Source organism: Cupriavidus sp. 05N38 (assembly GCF_056397345.1).
This window is the reverse complement of the sequence record NZ_JBFTNF010000048.1, coordinates 35,110-52,685: the sequence shown is the minus strand read 5'-3', so window position 1 is coordinate 52,685 and position 17,576 is coordinate 35,110. Positions and strand designations below refer to the sequence as shown.

18 protein-coding genes and 1 pseudogene are annotated in these 17,576 nt (G+C 61.6%); 14 read left to right on the top strand and 5 right to left on the bottom strand.

All coding sequences use genetic code 11. The features are described from left to right. Together AC1DK4_RS28530 and AC1DK4_RS28525 are read left to right on the top strand one after the other, a co-directional pair. Positions 1 to 418: pseudogene (locus tag AC1DK4_RS28530) on the top strand (MmgE/PrpD family protein); the annotation flags it as partial. An 80-nt stretch (positions 419 to 498) separates the two neighbouring features. Continuing rightward, the gene (locus AC1DK4_RS28525) at positions 499 to 645 is read left to right on the top strand and encodes a GFA family protein (RefSeq protein ID WP_441620721.1); all 147 of its coding nucleotides are present in this window, start codon (positions 499 to 501) and stop codon (positions 643 to 645) included. A 281-nt stretch (positions 646 to 926) separates the two neighbouring features. Here AC1DK4_RS28525 and AC1DK4_RS28520 read toward each other — a convergent pair whose 3' ends face one another. From AC1DK4_RS28520 to AC1DK4_RS28500, 5 genes are all read right to left on the bottom strand, one after another. Beyond that, complete coding sequence (locus tag AC1DK4_RS28520) at positions 927 to 1,277, bottom strand: hypothetical protein (protein WP_441620719.1); 351 nt, start codon at positions 1,275 to 1,277, stop codon at positions 927 to 929. A 166-nt stretch (positions 1,278 to 1,443) separates the two neighbouring features. Next, positions 1,444 to 1,689, bottom strand: a complete 246-nt coding sequence (locus AC1DK4_RS28515; protein ID WP_441620717.1) for an AraC-like ligand-binding domain-containing protein — start codon at positions 1,687 to 1,689, stop codon at positions 1,444 to 1,446. Between the two features lie 540 nt (positions 1,690 to 2,229). After that, positions 2,230 to 2,448, bottom strand: coding sequence for a hypothetical protein (locus AC1DK4_RS28510; RefSeq protein WP_441620715.1), 219 nt, complete (start codon positions 2,446 to 2,448; stop codon positions 2,230 to 2,232). A 268-nt stretch (positions 2,449 to 2,716) separates the two neighbouring features. After that, positions 2,717 to 4,258 (bottom strand): tripartite tricarboxylate transporter permease, encoded by a 1,542-nt coding sequence (locus tag AC1DK4_RS28505; protein WP_441620803.1) that lies wholly within the window; start codon positions 4,256 to 4,258, stop codon positions 2,717 to 2,719. A 5-nt stretch (positions 4,259 to 4,263) separates the two neighbouring features. Further along, positions 4,264 to 4,746 (bottom strand): tripartite tricarboxylate transporter TctB family protein, encoded by a 483-nt coding sequence (locus AC1DK4_RS28500; RefSeq protein WP_441620713.1) that lies wholly within the window; start codon positions 4,744 to 4,746, stop codon positions 4,264 to 4,266. A 542-nt stretch (positions 4,747 to 5,288) separates the two neighbouring features. On the opposite strand from AC1DK4_RS28500, the gene AC1DK4_RS28495 reads away from it, so the two are divergent. From AC1DK4_RS28495 to AC1DK4_RS28440, 12 genes are all read left to right on the top strand, one after another. Continuing rightward, positions 5,289 to 5,894: a TetR/AcrR family transcriptional regulator gene (locus AC1DK4_RS28495; protein WP_441620711.1), complete on the top strand. Its 606-nt coding sequence runs from the start codon at positions 5,289 to 5,291 to the stop codon at positions 5,892 to 5,894. A 149-nt stretch (positions 5,895 to 6,043) separates the two neighbouring features. Continuing rightward, positions 6,044 to 6,856, top strand: coding sequence for an oxidoreductase (locus AC1DK4_RS28490; RefSeq protein ID WP_441620709.1), 813 nt, complete (start codon positions 6,044 to 6,046; stop codon positions 6,854 to 6,856). Positions 6,857 to 6,988: 132 nt separating this feature from the next. Beyond that, entirely contained in the window at positions 6,989 to 7,453 is a 465-nt protein-coding gene (locus AC1DK4_RS28485; protein WP_441620801.1) for a DUF2147 domain-containing protein, read from the top strand. An 8-nt stretch (positions 7,454 to 7,461) separates the two neighbouring features. Further along, positions 7,462 to 8,463, top strand: coding sequence for an NADP-dependent oxidoreductase (locus AC1DK4_RS28480; RefSeq protein WP_441620707.1), 1,002 nt, complete (start codon positions 7,462 to 7,464; stop codon positions 8,461 to 8,463). 248 nt (positions 8,464 to 8,711) lie between these two features. Next, positions 8,712 to 9,401 (top strand): Crp/Fnr family transcriptional regulator, encoded by a 690-nt coding sequence (locus tag AC1DK4_RS28475; RefSeq protein WP_441620705.1) that lies wholly within the window; start codon positions 8,712 to 8,714, stop codon positions 9,399 to 9,401. Positions 9,402 to 9,519: 118 nt separating this feature from the next. Next, positions 9,520 to 10,107, top strand: coding sequence for an HD domain-containing protein (locus tag AC1DK4_RS28470; protein ID WP_441620703.1), 588 nt, complete (start codon positions 9,520 to 9,522; stop codon positions 10,105 to 10,107). A 102-nt stretch (positions 10,108 to 10,209) separates the two neighbouring features. Then, on the top strand, positions 10,210 to 11,589 hold the full coding sequence (locus AC1DK4_RS28465) for an MFS transporter (RefSeq protein ID WP_441620701.1): 1,380 nt from the start codon (positions 10,210 to 10,212) through the stop codon (positions 11,587 to 11,589). 21 nt (positions 11,590 to 11,610) lie between these two features. Further along, positions 11,611 to 12,747 (top strand): alpha/beta hydrolase, encoded by a 1,137-nt coding sequence (locus tag AC1DK4_RS28460; RefSeq protein ID WP_477131919.1) that lies wholly within the window; start codon positions 11,611 to 11,613, stop codon positions 12,745 to 12,747. Continuing rightward, positions 12,710 to 14,428 (top strand): long-chain-fatty-acid--CoA ligase, encoded by a 1,719-nt coding sequence (locus AC1DK4_RS28455; RefSeq protein WP_441620697.1) that lies wholly within the window; start codon positions 12,710 to 12,712, stop codon positions 14,426 to 14,428. The genes AC1DK4_RS28460 and AC1DK4_RS28455 overlap by 38 nt, the downstream gene beginning before the upstream one ends. Positions 14,429 to 14,468: 40 nt before the next feature. Beyond that, positions 14,469 to 15,227: a class II aldolase/adducin family protein gene (locus tag AC1DK4_RS28450; protein WP_201777400.1), complete on the top strand. Its 759-nt coding sequence runs from the start codon at positions 14,469 to 14,471 to the stop codon at positions 15,225 to 15,227. A gap of 67 nt (positions 15,228 to 15,294) precedes the next feature. Then, positions 15,295 to 16,017 (top strand): haloacid dehalogenase type II, encoded by a 723-nt coding sequence (locus tag AC1DK4_RS28445; RefSeq protein ID WP_477131918.1) that lies wholly within the window; start codon positions 15,295 to 15,297, stop codon positions 16,015 to 16,017. 342 nt (positions 16,018 to 16,359) lie between these two features. Next, positions 16,360 to 17,523, top strand: a complete 1,164-nt coding sequence (locus tag AC1DK4_RS28440; protein WP_441620694.1) for a porin — start codon at positions 16,360 to 16,362, stop codon at positions 17,521 to 17,523. Positions 17,524 to 17,576: the final 53 nt, after the last annotated feature.

The following is a 17,576-nucleotide window of genomic DNA, read 5'->3' as shown; positions in this document are numbered from 1 at the left end:
GTACAGCATCCCATACTGTGCAGCTTTGGCGCTTACCGGAGATCCGAGCGACCCGATGGCGTTTAGCCCCGACGCCATTCGAGATCCTATGAATTCGAGTGTTGCCAGGCGTGTTGAACTGGTGGTCGATCCAGTCGCGGAACTGGTCTATCCACGACAGTTCGCCTGTCGTGTGGAAGTTCACTTGAAGAATGGAGAGGTGCATCGTGCGGAGACGCGTGACGCACACGGGACACCGGGGGATCCATGCGATGAAGAGGAGAGGATCGCAAAGTTCAATCGCATGGTTCGGCTGTCAGGCCTGCCAATTCCTGCGCAGGAAGTCGTCGATCGTGTGTGCCGACTGGAAACACTGCCTTCGGTGCGGATGCTGACGCGTTTGCTGAGCCCTCAACGAGGAGTAACACGAGAGCTGTAAGGCATGCGAGGACCAGCGCAGGCGCTGGTCCTCGCTGGCCGCTCGATATTCTTCATATTCCAATCTGCTCTGGAGTCGTCATGAAAGTGGAAGGGCAGTGCCACTGTGGGGCCATCCAGTATGAGGCGGAGGTCGAACCTGGCACCATCTCCATATGCAATTGCGCGGACTGTCAGATGCAGTCTGGCTCAGCCTTTCGCGCAAACATTGCGGCCTCTGGGCTATGAGTTGGGTCGACCGGTGAGACAAATATGGACGAAGCGGCGCTTTGAATGGATGCCTGATATCGATGGCGTCGTAGAGTTCGAAGGCCAGCCATAGGTCTCGGTGCCGCGGCCCCTTGACCTCGGCTTCTTCATTCATCCGAGCGATGGCTGATGGTATCGAGCTGCTAGCACCGCTGAGATGATCCATTGGCACAGGTGCAGCCTTTCGAAGCGCGCCCCGTGCCCGCCCGTCGTGCCATCCCGACATTGGAATGCCGCACGCCCGATGGCAATGTCGCTCGTCAGCCGGCCGGACGCCAGTTTTTTGCCTGGAATTCTTCGTAGGCTTCGTCTGCCCAAGTCAGAGCCCGTGCGGCTTCACACATGATTATCGTGAGGCCTGCTCCTGCGAGTACGACGGCTTGGACATGTTCCTTGGAAAGACCGAGGGAGAACAGCCGGATCGCGTGAATCTTGAATTGCACCTCCTTGCCCAGCAAAGCGAACTGCACCGCGATAATCGTCTCGTAAGTAGTCTCGTCTAATGTCTCGGCATTGCCGAGCGCCGCGCGCATCTGCTTGTAGTGCCCGAGCGCCTGCGGGTTGACGGCGGCGATGATTTCACTGGTGCTGTTGACGTCTGTCGTCTTCATATGCGATCCAAAGTTGTATGCGCTTGATCCGCGGTGCAAGCGTTAGTCGGCGTGGCGCCTGAGCCCGAGAGGGTCTTATCGATGTGCCAGGCGCGCGATCTGCGCGGCATCGTGGTCGGCTGTAGGCGGAAACAACGGCTCAAGCGCTAGCGGATTCCGGTATCCGTTATGATTGCTGAGATATCGAATTGCGGCAGCCTTGCAAGGGCCGGCGGTGGAGGAATTTCTCTTCGCACCCCACGGCCTCGTGCACCAGCGTGTGCGGCACCCTGGCGATCATCTGCTGGTTGCCGGGGCTCCATCGCAGCCGAATCCGCTCCTCTGGCGCGAGCACCGCGGTGCGGCCCTCGGCAATCCACAGTCGGTGGCTGTCACATTCGATCTCGGCGCCGGCTCCGAGCGACGTATGCACGAGGGAAAGTCCCCGAACGGGCGAGCGGATATCTCGACTTCGGCGCCATGGCGCAGCGCGTAGATCTTCAGGCGATTGATCTCACCCTTGAACATCGCCGCATCTGGCGCGCCAGGCTTCCAGCCCAGCACATGGTCAGTGAGTTCGCGAGAGACGTGGTCATGCGCCTCCACGCACACATCGGATCGGAGCAGCGGATTGCTATATGGCGCGGAGAGGGCAGGGGGCCGCGGAGAAAGTAGCTATTGCCCGTGTTTCCGGCCTTGCGGTGGTTTCACTGAGCCGCTGCACTGAAACTGCCTGGAAAGGCACAGACTGATCTGCGGGAGGGCTGATTGCCCTTTTCCTTTCCCTGCGCCGGGTACCCGAAAAGCAAAAACCCCACACTTCGGAAAGTGTGGGGTTCGGCAGCAATCTGAAGTCCACATCCGGGCGGGCCACTTCGCCAAGGCATGCGAAGCGGGCTCCTCTTGGTGCCTTTCCCAAGACCTATGGGGCAGGCTGGAGAGGGAAGCGGTCCCCGACCCGGGTTCGCCCCTTTTAGAGGGCGGCGCGGTCAGACGCTATGTAGTACCTGGCACCGTCGGTATAGGTGTCGAATTTGCCGCTTTTCGCGCCGTCAGTGTACACATCGTACTTTCCAGACCGCGCGCCGTCGGTGTAAGTGTCGAATTTGCCACTCTTGGCGAACGCTGGAGCTGCCAGCAGGGCGGCTGCGACTGCGGCGATAGCGATCAGGGCATGGCGATTGGTATTCATGGCTCACCTCTTTCTTAAAGCTGGTGGATGCCATTCTCTTGGTCTGACTTGTTGCATTGCGGCATCCGATGACCGCATATTAGGGGTTTCCCTCATGGAGGTAAACCCCAGCATTCACAACGATTGGTTTCAATACCGACAATAATCTGGCCTGAGCCGGAAAAATTCCGTTGGACTATCCCAGGAGTGGCCCAGGAATCGATGCGCATCCTCGGGAACGGTTGGCGCCACACCTTGCACTGTGCGGCGCCAATGAAGCAGTGGAACATCACTCGCTGACGACCAGCTCGGACTCCGGCACTTCGAGCAACGGCTTCTTTGCAGTGCGGCTGCGCCAGGCCGACCAGGTCACGCCGATCAGCAGAAGCGCCGACGCGACAACGAAGGTGCAGCTGATCGGCCGCTGCAGGAACACGGTCATGTCACCGCGCGAGAGCAGCAGGGAGCGGCGGAAGTTTTCCTCCACCATCGGCCCGAGCACGAAGCCGAGCAGGATCGGCGCCACTGAGAACTCCAGGCACATGAGCAAGGCGCCGATCAGGCCGAAGGCCAGCACTTCCCAGATCTGGAACAGGCTGCTCTGGGTGCTGAACACACCCACCGCGATGAAGAACATGGCTGACGGGAACAGGTAGCGGTACGGCACCTGCAGAAGCTTGACCCAAACGCCGATCATCGGAACGTTCAAGATCATCAGCAGCACGTTGCCGATCCAGAAACTGGCGATCAGGCCCCAGAAAATGTCCGGGTGCTCGCTGATCAGCTGTGGCCCCGGGCTGATGCCCTGGATCATCAGCGCGCCGAGGATCAGCGCCATCACTGCGTCGCCAGGAATTCCCAGGCTCATGGTGGGGATGAAGTCCACCTGCGTCTTGGAGTGCGAGGAGGCCTCAGGTGACGCAACCCCCGCGATCATTCCCGTGCCAAACTTTTCCGGCGTCTTGGAAATCTTGCGCTCCAGCGCATAGGCTACGAAGGTCGTGATCGTCGGCCCCGTTCCGGGCATGGCGCCGAACAATGTTCCTACGCCGGTGCCGCGAACCATCGGCCAGAAGGCCGTCTTGAGTTCGGCCAGGCTTGGGCGCATGTCGCGGATGCGCAGCTTGGTCTTGGCAGTGACAGTGCTCATTCGGTTGACGTTCAGCAGGAAGTCCGCCACACCGAATAAACCCATGGCGATCGCTACCAGCTCCAGCCCGTCGCTCAGCTCGGGAATGCCCATCGCAAAGCGGAAGGCCCCCGTGTTGACGTCGGTGCCTACCACGCCGCAAAGCAGCCCGAACAACGTCATCGCTACCCCCTTCAGCGGTGAGCCACGCGACATCGTCGAGCCGGCCAGCAAGCCCAGCAACATGATCGAGAAGATCTCGGCAGGGCCGAACTTGAACGCAATCGCCGTCAGAACTGGCGACGCGAAGATCATCACGAGAATGCCCACCGATGCGGCGAAGAACGAGCAGATCATGGTGATGCCCAGCGCGGTGCCGCCCTTTCCTGCGCGAGTCATCGGGTAGCCGTCCAGGCAGGTGACTGCGTGCGGCGGGTGGGACGGCAGGTTCAGCAGGATCGCGCCGATCGCGCCGCCATATTGCGAACCGTAGAAGATACCCGCCAGCATCAGGATGGCGGGCACCGGATGCATCGCGTAGGTCAGCGGCAGGAGGATGGAGATCGCGGAGAGCGCGCCCATGCCGGGCAGCACGCCGATCAGGTTTCCGACCAGCACGCCGAAAAACGACCACATCAGGTTGGTGCCCTGAAAGGCGACGCCGAACCCGAACCAGAGATCATGCAAAGCATTGGAAACCATAGCAGTCAAACCCCCCAGCCAAACAGCGGCAATTGCAGCTTCAACGCCCACCAGAACACGCCCGCGGCCACCACGCACATGGCCAGCGCGAGCAGCGCGGCCTGCTTGAGGCTATTGCTGCGGTCACCCAGGGCGGAAATAAAGACAATGGAGAAAGTGGCCGGGATCAGGCCGCCGTACTTGCCGAACAGCAGGAACGCGAGCGCACCCAGCACGATGCACACGGCCCCGCGCAGGTCCGGCGCGCTATGGCTGTGGCCGTGTCCGGCAGGCTGCGCGGCCTGAGGTGAATCGCCGCGGGCGGACATTGCAATCAGCACGCCAACCAGGGCCAGTAGCGCACCCACGGCCACCGGGAAGAAGCCGGGGCCCATGTGGCTCAACGTTCCGGTGTGGTACTGAAGGCCGGCTGCCACCGCGGCCAGGCCTACCAGCGTCATCAACGCGCCCCCGTAATAGTCCTTCCTGAAACGATGCGAGGTGTTCATGCTGCGCCCCTCCTGCCGTTGTGCAGCGTGGGCTGCGATGTGACACTGCCCGCCTCGGGGCAGCGCTCTTTGGCACGTCGTCTGATCATGGATTGGTCTCCTTCGTTCCGTTCTATGAGAACGCCGATGACCATGCGCCCTTCGATCAGGGCGGTGGCGCAACGGGTGAGAGGACTCTAAAGCCGGCTGCTTCCAACCGGCTTTCAGTCGGCTTGCGGCAAGCTTTCTAAATATGTCACGATGTGATGTAATAAATTCAGGGCCACGTAATCTTAGTGAAATCCCTAGGGAGGATCCGTTGCCTGCTGGCGCTTTCTCGCAGCCGCTTCAATGGCCGTCGCGGTGGCCCAAGGGTGGCCTGCTTGAAGCGCCCGGGATGCGTGCCGGTGAGAACCACCGCCCTGACCGCCGCATCGGACTCCACCTTGACAACGCCGCCAGATCTGCATCGTTCACCGCGTCCTAAGGCCAGTAGAGGGAGCGCTGACTAGGCAGTTGTTGTCTGCGGGAAAATCTCAGTACAAATATCGCGCAAATTTGGTATGATGTACGTCATGCGAAATATGAAGATCAACGCTAGAAGCGTCGCCAAGGAAGCGTCGCACGAGCGCATTGTGGCCGCGGCTGCCCGAGCGATCCGGCGCAGTGGTTATGACGGCGCTGTCGTCGCCGACGTCATGAAGGACGCCGGGCTGACGCATGGAGCGTTCTATGCTCATTTCCCCTCGCGCGAAGCCATGCTGGCAGAAGCCGCGGATCGAGCGTGTGCGGAGTCCGCGGCCGCCGCGGAAGGCGTTGTGGCTAATGCGGCTCCCAAGACGGCCTTGGAATCGATGCTTCGAGCCTATCTGTCCAAGGAACACCTCGAACTCGTCGAGATGGGATGCCCCTTGGCCGCGCTAGGCTCGGAAACGCCTCGACAGGCGCCCGAAGTTCGCCGCGCGACGACTCGCCACATCAAGGCGATGACAGACCTGGTCGCCCGCCAATCTCCTGACTGGGGACAGCCCGGTGCTCACGAACAAGCACTCGTGACCATCGCCACCATGGTTGGCGCCTTGGTGCTGGCTCGTGCAGTCGACGAGCCAGCGCTGTCCGATCGCTTGCTCGAAGCTGCGCTGGAGCGCCTGGTCCCCCCTGGTATCTAAACCTGGGTTAATGCAATCATCTCGCTCGCCCATTGATATGATGCGCATCATGCGAAATGGCGGCGACGCTCGTTTTGAGCGTCGCGCCGAATCGCTCTCAACGCGCATCCCGGACGATCCCGAATTCCACACTCTGACGGAGGAACTACATGAACATGCGCGGCAAGATTGCCCTCGTTACCGGGGCCTCCTCAGGCATCGGCCAAGCCACCGCGGAGCGGCTCGCGAAGGCGGGCTACAAGGTGTACGGGACCAGTAGACGCGCAGGCACAACCGGTCAGCGATCGTTCGAGTTGCTGTCTCTCGACGTAGCGAGGGACGAATCCGTCGATGCTGCTGTCCAAAAGGTGATGCAACTGGAAAGCCGTATTGATCTTCTCGTCAACAACGCCGGCTTCGGGGTCGCTCCGGCGGGTGCGGAGGAGAGCTCGATCGAGCAGGCCCAGTCGATCTTCGATACGAACTTCTTTGGGATAGTCCGGATGACCCGGGCCGTCGTGCCACATATGCGCCGGCAAGGGGATGGTCGCATCATCAACATTGGCTCCGTGCTCGGCTTCCTGCCGATGCCTTACATGGCGCTATATTCCGCCACCAAGCACGCGGTGGCTGGCTATTCGGAAGCGCTCGACCATGAACTGCGCACGTTGGGGATCCGCGTTTCGGTGGTCGAGCCGGCCTACATCAACACCCCTTTTGATGCCAACCTGATGGAACCCGATGCCCCTCTCGATGTGTATCGAGAGATTCGCGCGGGCGTGGAGAGGCGGGTGAAGGAAGTTCTCGTCAGCGCGGACGGGCCAGAAGTGGTGGCCGACGTCGTGCTGAAGGCGGCCATGGCGACGCATCCAAAAATTCACTACGCCCCGGGCCTCGCCAGGCGCATGCGCATGCTGCGCAGGTTTGCGCCGGCCAGCGTGCTGGATGCGGGGGTTCGCAAAGACCTGCGGCTTGAAGCATAGGCGGTTACCCGCTTCGCGCGCTTTTCCGTGTTGCACATACCCAGTCATCCAATCTGTGAGAAAGGAATGTCCATGTCATCATGCATCGCCAGGCGGCCACCCGCCGGCCAGGCAACGTTAACCGTTGAAGCCATGGCAGCGCTTCGTTTGAAACAAGCGGCCGGCGTCGCTCTGATCCTTGCGGCAGCGCTGGCGGCACCGCCGGTGCGGGCCGGCGATGCTTCTCCCGCTGGCCTGTGGAAGAACGTTGACGACATCAGCGGCAATCCGCGCGCGCTGATCCGCATCACTGAATCGAATGGAACGCTTCAGGGCAAGATAGAGAAAGTGTTTCCTGCCCCGAGCGAAGACCCGAATCCGAAGTGCGACAAATGCGAGGGTGCAAACAAGAATGCGTCGGTCATCGGCCTGGTCATCTTGAGTGGCCTGAAGACGGAAGGCGAAGAGTATGTCGGCGGCCAGATTCTTGATCCCGACAACGGCAAGGTCTATCGCAGCAAGGTCCGCCTGGCCGACGACGGCAAGACGCTCAGCGTGCGCGGCTACATTGGCGTGCCAATGCTGGGCCGCTCGCAGACTTGGGGGCGTCAAGAATGAGAGCGACCATGAAAGCGTTTCTTCTCGATCGGTACGGGAAAAAGCGCGCGTTGCGTTCCGCGGAGGTACCGAGCCCGATGCTGGGTGAGGATGAGATCCTGGTCCAGGTCCATGCGGCAGGTGTGAATTTGCTGGATTCCAAGATCAGGGACGGCGAGTTCAAGCTGATCCTCCCCTATCGCTTGCCTCTTGTCCTGGGCCACGACGTGGCCGGCGTCGTAGTCAAGGTCGGTTCTCGCGTCCGGCAGTTCAAGCCGGGCGACGAAGTCTATTCCCGGCCTGATGATTTCCGCATCGGCGCCTTCGCCGAGTACATCGCGGTCAAGGAAGCGTCTTTGGCTATCAAGCCCAAGGCACTGAGTATGGAAGAAGCCGCATCGATCCCTCTGGTGGGGCTGACGGCATGGCAAGCGTTGATCGAGAAGGCCAATCTGAAGAAAGGACAGAAGGTATTCATCCAGGCGGGTTCCGGTGGCGTAGGCACATTTGCGATCCAGTTGGCCAAGCATGTTGGCGCCACTGTAGCCACCACCACGAGCAGCGCCAACACCGACCTGGTAAGAGGCCTCGGGGCAGACGTCGTCATCGATTACAAGAAAGACGATTTCGAGCAGATTCTTCAGGACTACGATGTGGTTCTGCACAGTCAAGATGCAACGGCGCTGGATAAATCTTTGCGCGTCCTTAAGCCTGGCGGAACGCTCATCTCGATCTCTGGCCCTCCCGATCCCGTATTCGCAAAAGAAATCGGAGCGCCGTGGTTCGTGAACTTGGTTGTTCGTCTTCTGAGTTCGGGAGTCCGGAAGCGGGCAGCACGTCGCGAACTGAGGTACTCGTTCCTCTTCATGAGGGCCAGCGGGCGCCAGTTGCGCGAGATCACCTCGCTCATTGACGCCGGCGCGATACGCCCGGTAGTGGATCGGGTCTTTTCCTTCGACGAGACCAACGAGGCCATGGCCTATGTCGAGAAGGGGCGAGCTAGGGGAAAGGTCGTCGTCCAGGTCAGATAGGCGCGATCACCCATCGGTTCTTTTTCGACCCTGCTCGACTGCATGGATGACCAGCCGGGGGCGCAGAAGCCGCATGCCGCCAGCGCATGCTCAAGAACTGATGCGACCCCACATTGTTCAGTGCCAGCAAAGCGACCAGACATGCCCTGCCTCCAGCTTGATGTAAATGGAAGCTATGCCCTCGCAGTACGGAAGGAGGCGATGCGAAGACCGGGTGGCTCGCCCCCCCGGTAACAGAGCATCCTCAAATGTCGACGCCATACAAAGAGCTGCAAGGCATTTTTGGCGACCCGTGGTTCGAATCGCTTGAACCGGCGTCGCAAAAGGTGTTGCTAACGCAAGGGCGCCCGTTTCGTGTCAGAAGCGGCGAGTTCGTTGTGCGCAAGGGGGATCCGGCGAACGGACTCTTCGGCGTCGTGAGCGGCGCTCTCGCTGCATCCTCGGTCCTTGAAGACGGGCGGCAGATGATTTTCGGCTTGCTCGAGCCGGGGGATTGGTGCGGCGAGGCATCGTCGCTCGACGGATTGCCCCGCACGCATGACATCCATGCCGTGCGCAACGCCGAAGTGCTGCACATCGCGCCACCACTGTTCGAGCAATTGATGCTGAATGCCCGGTTCGCACGGGCGATTGCGGTCCTGCAGACGGCGCGCACCCGAACCATGTTCAGTTTCTTCGAGGATGCGGCGCTGCGTAGCACGCGCGCTCGCGTCGTGCGGCGATTGCTCAGGCTGGCGCGCGGCGACGCTCCGGCCTTGCCCCGCTCCAGGCGGGTGATTCCCATCACGCAGGAGACCCTTGCGATGATGCTGGGCCTCACCCGCCAGACCTTGTCCCTGGAGCTCAAGGCCCTGGCCGCGACGGGTGCACTGTCGCTGTCGTACGGCCGCATCGTCATCGAGTCGGAGCAGACGCTGAGCGCGCTCAGCGAGGCCTGATCACGGCGCTACGAGCGACTGATCCTAGGACTTACCCGTGGAATGTCAGCTGCCTTGCATTCGCATGCGCACGCCCATCCGTACCATGTGCAATCCCTCATCGCACTGGCTGACTCCCATGACTGAACGCGCAACWTTTCGTAGCTTCCAAGAAAGTACGGCCCAAGATTGGAAGGCAATCGCGGGTGAGTTTCAATCATTCTCCCAAGGGCTAGCCGACCGAGTCCTTCATCACCTGAGTCTGCTTCGGGGCGACTTTGGCGGCTTTCCTATCGACCGGCTTGACCACTCCTTGCAAACTGCAACCCTGGCCTTGCGCGATGGCCGCGATGAAGCGTACGTGTGCTGCGCGTTGCTGCATGACATCGGCGACACCCTGGGAACCTTCAACCACCCGGACATTGCCGCAGCGGTGCTGAAGCCGTTCGTGAGCGAAGCCGATCACTGGATGGTTCAGAACCACGGGATCTTCCAGGGACACTACTTCTTCCATCATCTGGGCATGGACCGCGACATGCGCGAGCAGTTCGCCGGGCATCCGTACTACGACCGCACGGCGGAGTTCTGCGAGCTGTACGACAGCCTGGCCTTCGATCCGAAGGCCGAGACGTTGCCGCTGTCGGAGTTCGAGCCGATGGTGCGTCGCCTGTTCAAGCATCCCGTCAACAGCATCTACAAGAAAACGGCTGCGATGGCCGGGACCTGACGGGGCCGTGCGGGCTGGTCCCGCTCGGCCCTAGGCATCCCACGGCACGGCCCTGATGACCGGTACGGCCCTTAAATATAAGAAAAATGTTGGAGACCCACGATGAACCGAACGGCAAAACCCGCCCTGGCAAGTCCTATGGACCATGCGTATGAACTACGCAGGGAGACGATGTACCGGAAGATCACGTGGCGGCTGGTTCCGCTACTTTTCCTGGCCTACGTCATCTCGTATATCGACCGGATCAACGTCGGCTATGCCAAGCTGCAGATGAGCTCGGACCTGTACCTGACCGATTCCATCTACGGGCTCGGCGCGGGCATCTTCTTCGTCGGGTATGCGTTGTTTGAGGTGCCCAGCAATATCTTCTTGATGAGGATCGGTGCGCGCCTGACGATCATGCGCATTATGGTGTGCTGGGGCCTGGTCTCCGCGGCGACGATGTTTGTCACCACGCCCTTGCAGTTTTACATTGCACGCTTCCTGCTGGGGGCGTTCGAGGCTGGTTTCTTCCCGGGCATTGTGCTCTACCTGACGTTCTGGTTCCCGGCAGCGCGCCGCGCGCGCATCATCGCCTTGCTCATGAGCGCGACCGTGGTAGGCGGCCTCTTTGCTGGCCCGCTGTCAGGCTGGATCCTGCAGAACCTCGACGGATGGCACGGTCTTCGCGGCTGGCAATGGATGTTCCTTCTGGAGGGCTTGCCCTCCGCCTTTCTGGGTTTCGTTGTCTACGTCTGCCTGTCCAACTCGCCTGAAGAGGCCAAGTGGCTGTCGGAGGACGAGAAGCGAATGATCTGCGTCGAACTGCCCAGGGAAGCTGCCCCTCACGCCTCGACGCCGGCGCTGGAGGCCGCGGGTGCCGCACTGCGCGACCCCAAGGTCTACCTGCTGTCTTTCCTGTACTTCGCGGCCGTTTGCGGCGGCACCACCCTGAGTTTCTGGATGCCCACGATGATCCAGAGCTTGGGTGCAAAGAGCATGCAGATCATTGGACTGATCTCCGCCGTGCCTTATGCATTCGCGGCCCTGACCATGATCCTGTACGGCCGCCACTCGGACAAGCGAGCCGAGCGTCGCTGGCACTACGCCGTGGCGGTTGCCATCGGTGGGGTGGGGCTGGCGCTCACAAGCTGGACCGGTGCCTACATGTGGCTGTCGGTAGCGTTGATCGCGATCGCGATTGCGGGCTCGGTGTGGGCGCTACCGGTCTTCTGGGCGGTCGCGACCGCCCAGCTGTCCCGACAATCGACTGCTGCAGGCATCGCGATCATCACCAGCTTGGGCAACCTGGCCGGACTTGCGTGCCCGTACGTGCTAGGGGTGATCAAGCAATCCACCGGCAGCCTGACCGGCGGCCTGTTCCTGATCGCCGGCGTCATGCTGGCCGGCGCCTTCGTGATGATCGGCAGCGGGTCGATTCGCCCCCGCGCTGATCATCGATCGCTCCCGGTCGGGAAGATGCCGGATGCCTCCGCGCGCTGAACAATGACCCAGGAACCATCCATGATGACCTTGCCGCTCGAGCCCGGCGTGCGCGCTTGCTATTCCGACAACGGCAATGGCCTTCGCATGCATTGGCTGGAGGCAGGCGACCCGCGTCCCGAGACGCCGATGATCGTGCTGCTGCATGGCTTCCCCGAGCTGGCGTTCAGCTGGCGGCACCAACTGAATGCGTTGGCGCAAGCGGGATTTTACGTGGTCGCGCCCGACCAGCGCGGCTATGGCCGCACGACGGGCTGGATCGCCGAAGCCGACACGGACCTCTGCACATTCCGAATGGACAACCTGGTGCGAGACGTACTGGGCCTTGTCCAGGCGCTTGGAAGGACGTCGGTCCATGCTGTGGTGGGGCATGACTTCGGCGCGCACGTGGCGGCCTGGTGCGCGCTGATCCGCCCCGACGTCTTCCGTTCACTGGCAATGTTGGCCACGCCTTTCACCGGGCCGCCGCCGTTCCGGCTCGGCGCACCTGATGCCCTGGACCTTCGTGCCAGGCAACTGGCGGAAGCCCTCGCGGGCCTGTCGGCCCYCCAGCCCCCGCGCAAGCACTATCAACTCTATTACTCGGGCCCGGACGCCAATGCCGAGATGCACGCCGGCCGCCAGGGCTTGCATGAATTCCTGCGGGGCTACTACTACCTGAAGAGTGCGCAGGGCACCGACAAGCGGCCCGAGCCCTTGCCCGACCTGACCGCGCAATCCTTGGCCCGGCTGCCCACCTACTACGTGATGGACGCCGACCTGGGGATGTCGGAAACCGTCGCCCGCAGCCTTGCACAACGCGAGATGCGGCCAAGCCGGTGGCTGTCGGAAGAAGCGCTTTGCGTGTATAGCCAGGAATTTGGCCGCACGGGTTTCCAGGGCGGCCTGCTGTGGTACCGGGCCGCCACCAGCCGCGAGCTTCAGCAGGGGCTGCAGCTCTATGCCGGATTGACCATCGACGTGCCCAGCTGCTTCATCGCCGGCGAGCAGGACTGGGGTGTCCACATGCTGCCGGGCGCGCTCGACGCTATGCACTGCGATGCCTGTCCCCGCTTGGTCTCGTCCCGGCTTATCGCCGATGCCGGCCATTGGGTGCAACAAGAAAAACCCGAGGCGGTGAATGCTGCGCTTCTCGATTTTTTCAATAGGGGCTGTTGATATGCAATCTGCAACCGCGGAACCGAATACCACATCTGACGCCTTTGGTCCGAACTCGTTGCTGATCAAGCAACTGCTGGAAGCGGGGCTGACCCGCAACCCTTCACAGGAGGTTGTGTACGGCGACGCCGTGCGCTTCGATTACGCCGAACTGAGCCAACGCATCGGGCGCTTGGCGGCCGGCCTGGCGTCGCTGGGTGCGCGGCCCGGCAACACCATCGCCGTCATGGACTGGGACACGCATCGCTACCTGGAGTGCTTCTTCGCCATCCCGATGGCGGGCATGGTCCTGCATACGGTCAACGTCCGGCTGTCGGCCGAGCAATTGCTCTACACCATCAACCACGCACAGGACGACTTCATCCTCGTCAATGCGGAGTTTCTGCCGATGCTCGAGGAGATCTGGGATCGCGTGGACCCGGGAAAGCAGTTGGTCCTGATGACAGACGAGGCCCATCCGGGTGCGATCCGCCTTCCCATCGCCGCCGAATACGAGGCACTGCTCGCTCGCTCGAACGCGGTGACAAATTGGCCTGATCTGGACGAGTCGACGCGTGCCACGACCTTCTACACAACCGGCACCACCGGCTTGCCCAAGGCGGTCTGCTTCAGCCAACGGCAACTCGTGCTGCATACCCTGGCTAGCCGCTGCGCGTTGGCTGGGCCGGGCACCGGTCGATTCAACCCTGACGACGTCTACATGCCGGTGACGCCCATGTTCCACGTTCACGCCTGGGGCATGCCCTACGTCGCCACGATGATGGGCGTCAAGCAGGTGTACCCCGGGCGATACGTTCCGGACCGTCTGCTCACCTTGTTCGAGCGCGAGAAGGTCACCTTCTCCCACTGCGTGCCGACGATCCTGCAGATGATGCTGGACGCGGCAGTGGGGAGAGGCCAGCGCCTCGACGGCTGGACGGTCGTCATCGGCGGGGCGGCGCTCGCGCAATCCCTGGCCAAAGCCGCAATGGCACGCGGAGTCGACGTCTTTGCCGGCTACGGCATGTCGGAGACCGGGCCCATCCTGACGTTGGCACAACCCCGTTCGGCACGGTCCGAGGCACCCACTGACCAGGAGATCGAAGCCCGCTGCCATGCAGGCTGGGCCATCCCATTCGTCCAGTTGCGCGTCGTCGACGAAGCGATGAACGACCAGCCGCGGGACGGCCGCTCGCCTGGTGAACTCGTGGCGCGATCGCCTTGGCTCACGCAGTCCTACCTCGGTGATGCACAAGCGAGCCAGGCGCTGTGGGGCGGTGGCTGGCTGCACACCGGCGACATCGCCGTGATGAATGCAGATGGCTGCGTCCGGATCGTGGACCGATTGAAGGATGTGATCAAGACCGGCGGCGAATGGGTCTCGTCGTTGCAGCTTGAGGACATTCTCCTCAAGCATCCACGGATCCAGGAAGCCGCCGTCATCGGTATTCCCGACCCCCGCTGGAGCGAGCGTCCCGCCGCAGTGATCGTGCCAAAGCCTGGGACGGCCCTTGATGCTGACGCCGTGCGCGCCTACGTCAAGCAGTTCGCGGACGCGGGCGCGATCTCGAAGTTCGCGATCCCGCAAGAGGTGATGTTCGCCGACAGCCTGCCCAAGACCAGCGTGGGCAAGCTGGACAAGAAGCTGATGCGGTCGCGCCGCGCGCAGCAGTCGCAGGCGCAGACCTCGGGCACCGTGTAGGCCAGACATCAGCGCAGCACCCCTTCATTCAAAGGAGTCAATCGTGTATATCCCATCTCTCAAAGAAGTCGTCAGCGCCGAAGAATGGCAGCTGCGTTGCGACCTGGCTGCCTGCTACCGCCTGGTGGCGCTGCACGGCTGGACCGACCTGGTGTTCACGCACATCAGTGCGCGCCTGCCGGGTGACGGCCATGACTTTCTGATCAACCCCTACGGCCTGCTGTTCGACGAGATCACGGCGTCATCGCTCCTACGCGTCGACGCATCGGGCAACCAGCTCACCGAGTCGCCGTTCACGGTGAACCGCGCCGGCTTCGTCATCCACAGCGCCATCCATGCCGCACGGCCGGACGTGCAGTGTGTGTTGCACACGCATACGCGTGCCGGTGTCGGCGTCAGCGCGCAGCAGGCAGGGCTGCTGCCCATCTCGCAGCAATCGATGGTGATCCAGGGCTCGCTGGCGTACCACGACTATGAAGGCATTGCGCTGCGTGACGCGGAGAAGCCGCGATTGCAATCGGACTTGGGCAAGGCCAACTACCTGATGCTGCGCAATCATGGCCTACTCACGGTAGGTGCGACGATCGCCGACGCGTTCCTGGCGATGTACATCTTCGAAAGCGCCTGCCAGATTCAGATCGCGGCACAGGCAGGCGGGCCGTTGACCATGGTCGATGAGTCCATCCAGGCGACCGCGCAGGCCGATGCGCGCGCGCAGACCGGCGGCATTGGCGGCCGTTTCGTGTGGCCGGCCCTGTTGCGCAAGCTCGAGCGCACCAACCCCGGGTACGACGCGTGATTGATTCGCTGGTTGCGCGAGCGGCCCTGTGCCTTCTCCTGCAAGCGTGTGGCTTGAAAAAAACAAGATGATGGAACACATGAACCCTCAATTGGCTGTCGGCACCAAAGTGCTTGCCTTCGATGTATTCGGAACAGTCGTCGATTGGTACACGAGCATCATGCAAGAGCTCGGCGCGATGAACCTCGACGTGGACCGCAACAAGTTCACGCTGGCCTGGAGAGCAGGCTACATGCCTGCTATTCGGAAGGTCATGTCCGGCGAACTTGGCTGGACTTCGATTGACGACCTGCACAGGATGGTCCTGGATGAACTCCTGGAAACGTTTCGGGTGCTGCACTTGACGGAGGCGGAGAAGCGCAACCTGAACAAGGCCTGGCATCGATTGGAGGCGTGGCCGGATACCGTGGAAGGCCTTACCCGATTGAAGTCGCGATACACGATCTGCACCATGTCGAACGGCAATATCGGATTGCTGGCCAATATGTCCAAGAGCGCATCGCTACCATGGGACTGCATTCTTTCGGYAGAGGTCTTTCGCAAGTACAAGCCCGACCCGGCGACTTACTTGGGAGTCGCTCAGGTGTTCGATATCGATCCAGGCGAAGTCATGATGGTGGCGGCTCATCAGGATGACTTGGCACATGCGCGCGCATGCGGACTGCAAACCGCTTACATCGAGAGGCCGCTGGAATACGGTCCTTTCCAGCGGAAGGACGTCTCTCCCAATGCGGACAACACGCTTCACGCCAGGAATCTGGTGGAACTTGCCGTTGCGCTGGACTGTTGATCGAAGGCCTGGGAACAATTCGGGCAGCACCGCGACGACCCGCTTTCTGGCATTGATCGCCAAGACGGGTGTGGATTTGCGCGTCCCCCCCAATCCTCTTTCCTCGCGCACTCGCGTTGGCTGGTGCGTCCGGTCGTTCAATCCCTGGTGCTGGCAAGCCACGCTAGCGGAACAAGTGGGTACGGTCGAGAAAGAGCATCGCACTTGTCCGCTCGGGTATGCGGGTGGTACGCGCTAGCTTGGCTAGTCATCGACACATTGCACGCTGGTTCAGTGATTCCAATCAGAGAAAGAATCTGGTTCCATCAGTAGTAACAAGAAGAGAAAAGGAGAGAGACACCAATGACCCTCAGGAACATCGCTCTTGCAGCACTGCTGGCTTGTCCGCCGGCTGCATTCGCGCAGTTGTCCGTCACGCTCTATGGCGTCGCGGACGTCAACGTCGAGTACGCCAATCACGTTGCCGCATTGCCCACGGCAAGCAACGGCTTCAATTCCGGTTCGGGGGCCAACGTTGTCCGCATGGATTCCGGTGGTTTATCAGGTTCGCGCTGGGGCCTGCGCGGTACGGAGGACCTTGGCCAGGGACTTCGCGCGCTTTTCGTGCTGGAGAGCGGCTTCGGTCTCGATACCGGCACCCTGCAACAAGGCGGCCGACTGTTCGGGCGGCAGGCATTTATTGGCGTGCAAGATGTGCGCTTCGGTCAGATCACCCTTGGCCGCCAGTACACCTCGGTGTTTGACGCACTCGCCAACTTCGTGCCAGGAGCCTACTCGACCCAGTATGAGCCCACTGTGTTGCAGCAGGGCGCCAACTACCGCGAGGACAACACCGTCAAGTACACCGGCAAGCTCGGTCCTATAACTGCCCTCGCTCACTGGTCGTTCGGTGCCGGGGTGGCACTGCCGGCCGCGGTGGGTGCGGCGGTGCCAATTGGCGGCAACGGTGAAGTCCCGGGCCAGTTCCGGCGTGACACCGCGTATGGCGCCGCGCTGGTCTATGGAGCGGGCCCGTTCGGCTTGACTGCTGGCTACGATCAGTGGAATCCGACCATCGGCACTGGCAGCGGTACCGCTAAGAAGGCTGCGGTCGCCGCAAGCTACAACTATGGGCCGGCGAAGGTGATGGGCGGCTATCGCTGGGGTCAGACCAAGAATGCGACCGACGTCCTGATCCAGCGTGATGACTACTACTGGATCGGCGGCACCTATCGAGTGACGCCGGCGGTTGGCCTGACGCTCGAGTACAGCTACGATGATCTCAAGAGCCTGTTCGGCAACACGAACGTGGCCAACCCGTGGCAGATCGCCTTGATTTCGACCTACTCGTTCTCCAAGCGCACCGATGTTTATCTGAGCACGGCATACGCGAAGCACGCCGGTCTGATGATGGAATCACTGGCGACGACTTTCGCCACCAGCCTCTCCGTGGGCAACAGCTATGCGCTGGGAAATGGCCAGACCTCAATGGTGGGTGTCGCCCTGGGCGTTCGCCATCAGTTCTGAGTGCGCTTGGGACACCGGCAGGAGTAGGTGGTAGGTGGCAGTCATCAGCACGT